The following is a 2,590-nucleotide window of genomic DNA, read 5'->3' on the forward strand; positions in this document are numbered from 1 at the left end:
ACCTGTTCGACGGGACAATAATGAACGTGGTAAACAAAGGCACCAGCCGGATAATATCTCTTATCCTCAAAGATAGCGAAGATTTCCTGAAAGTAGAGGTTGCAAACCATGTATTTAACTCATTAAAAATAGAAACCGGCGACGAATGCATGGTCAGGCTCAGAGCAGCGGATATGATTGTATTTTAACCACCCGAATTGCGCCACCCGAATTGCGATTCTGGAGGGCGGTGTCCTTCCCGAGTTCCGCCTCGGGAGGGCGTTGTCCTTTTCGCTTCGCTCAAGAGGACTAATTTATGGGAAATAAAAAATAGTTTTGCGGCGCTTGATAGAACGCCGCTAATGTACTTTAAACAGTTACCTTACTTATTTTTGGTTTTCCTGTCCTTTGAAGTACAGAAACACAACAGCCAGACAGGCTATCAGCAGGAAGGCTATCAAGGAAAGAATTCCAAACTTAGAACCACTTTCTCCTGTATTTTCTTCATCTGTAGTCTCTGGTTTTACATTGTTGTTTCCGGTATTTTCTTCAACAGATTCAGACTCATCAGGCTTTATTTCAGTTACAGATCCTCCTGAAGCGTTTGACTTTCCTGTTATTGCAAAGAATGAATATCCCGGAACATCGGCTGTGAAATACAGATATTTGCTGTCTTCCTTTAACAGGCTGACTGGCAGCTGTACCCATATTTTGTTGTTGTATCTGTTCAGAGTGATAGAATCCTGATCTATGTTTTCGTTCTGTAGCCAGGACTTACTAACCTTGAAACAGATATTCATATTTTCCATGTTATCTGAGCTTACAAACCCACTGTTTCCTACCCAGACATTGAAGTACTTGTAGACCTTTCCTTCAGTCAGGTTGGAGACAAGAGTAGATTTCTTTTTCAACTGCTCGGCTATGGTTGTGATTTTACCGGCAGTCTTCTTAGAATCAAAGCCCACGTACACTACACAGGTTGCATTTTTAGTGAAATCAAACTGTACAGTTTTTCCATTCGTGACAAAGGCCTGGGAAATTTCTTTTACTTCAATGTTTGTCGAAGGTTCCGGAGATCCGCCGCTTCCACCGCTGCTGTGGCTGCTTCCACCGCTGCTCTCCGGGATGATAAGTTCTACTTCTACACTGCTGGTCTTATTTGAAAGTTCATTACAGCTCAGAGTTGCAGTGTTGTCAATATCTTCATCACCGCCGCCCTCATTGTCCATGTCATCTTCGGTTACGGTGTAGTTTCCTGTGTAAGTCCAGTTCTCTCCCAGTTCAAGTATTCCATCAGCATGCAGAGACTCTACAGGGCCTGTCAGAGGGATGAGAGGGTCACTAACTGTAACTCCCGTGAGTTCAACGTTACCATCATTTATCGCAAGGATACTGTATCGAATGATATCTCCGGAATCATCAACTGTATCGTTGTCCCCATTTACAACTTCAATTACAGATTTGCTGAAAGAACAGCTCGGATTATGTTCGATATGGATTCCAGGACTAACACTGCCAGTCTCATTACCGTTTTCATCGATATACTGAATAGTGCTTTCGTTTATGGGACCAGTCTCAGAAGATTCTAAGGTTACAGTGCTGTTGAGGAAACCATCGCCTCCACCATTATTGTTCAGGTCTTCCTGAGTAACGGTGTAGTTACCAAGGTAATACCATGTCTCTCCAACGGAGAGAATACCATCACCACTACTTGTATACTGGGCTAGAGAGGACTGATACAACCCAAACAAGCCAATATCCCCAAATGGTCCACTAAGGTTAAGCAGAGAATCTCGGACACTTATATTGGTAAGGTCAATGTTTCCGTTATTTGTCATATTTACACGGAACTGAATAACATCTCCGGCAGAACTTATATTGCCTTGAGGGCCGTTTCCGGCAATATCAAGGACATATTTCTTAATACTGCAGGCAGGGTTCTGTTCTATAGGAACCAGAGCACTATCACTTTTCGCAGTAAGTTCAGCACAGTCAACAGTTGCAGTGTTGTTAATGAAACCGTTTCCTCCACCGTTATTGTTCAGGTCTTCCTGAGTAACAGTGTAATTGCCAGTATAGTGCCAGTGTTCTTCGACTTCAAGAATACCATTGGTATTCAGAGTCTCGAAAGGACCTGTAAGGTTTATCAGAGAATCATTAACACTTATACTGGTAAGATCTATGTTTCCTTTGTTTTCTACACAAACCTCGTACCTGACGATATCTCCAGCTTTTGTTATATTTGCTGAAGAGCCGTTTCCAGAAACATCTAAAACGGTTTTCTCAATACAGTAATCATAGATATAGTCTGAAACAGTTATGTCAGTAGTTTTTGAATCAGTACCGTTTACATTGCTTACTGTAAGATTGACAGTATAGGTTCCTGCTGTAGAGAAAATGTGCAATGGGTTCTGGTCGGCTGAAGAGTTCCCGTCACCAAAGTCCCAGTTCCAGGCAGTTGCATTCTCGGAACTGTCAGTAAACTGAACTGACAAGGGTACAAAACCACTGGTTACATTGCTGCTGAAGTTTGCTACAGGAAGTACAGGGGCTTCAGTAACGGTAATTATGGACTCAATGGAATCAGTACCATTTACATTGCTCACAGTAA

Annotated in this window: 1 protein-coding gene and 1 pseudogene; one reads left to right on the plus strand and one right to left on the minus strand. The window is 42.4% G+C overall.

Annotation, left to right across the window (positions count from 1 at the left end; all coding sequences use genetic code 11):
- Nucleotides 1-188: pseudogene (locus tag PLL47_RS11695) on the plus strand (ABC transporter ATP-binding protein); the annotation flags it as partial.
- Between the two features lie 177 nt (nucleotides 189-365).
- Here the strand turns inward: PLL47_RS11695 and PLL47_RS11700 are convergent.
- Nucleotides 366-2,590, minus strand: a 2,225-nt coding sequence (locus tag PLL47_RS11700; RefSeq protein WP_324446383.1) for a PGF-pre-PGF domain-containing protein, incomplete at its 5' end; no start/stop codon positions are given.

This window comes from Methanosarcina sp. (assembly GCF_035390745.1).
Taxonomy (GTDB): domain Archaea; phylum Halobacteriota; class Methanosarcinia; order Methanosarcinales; family Methanosarcinaceae; genus Methanosarcina.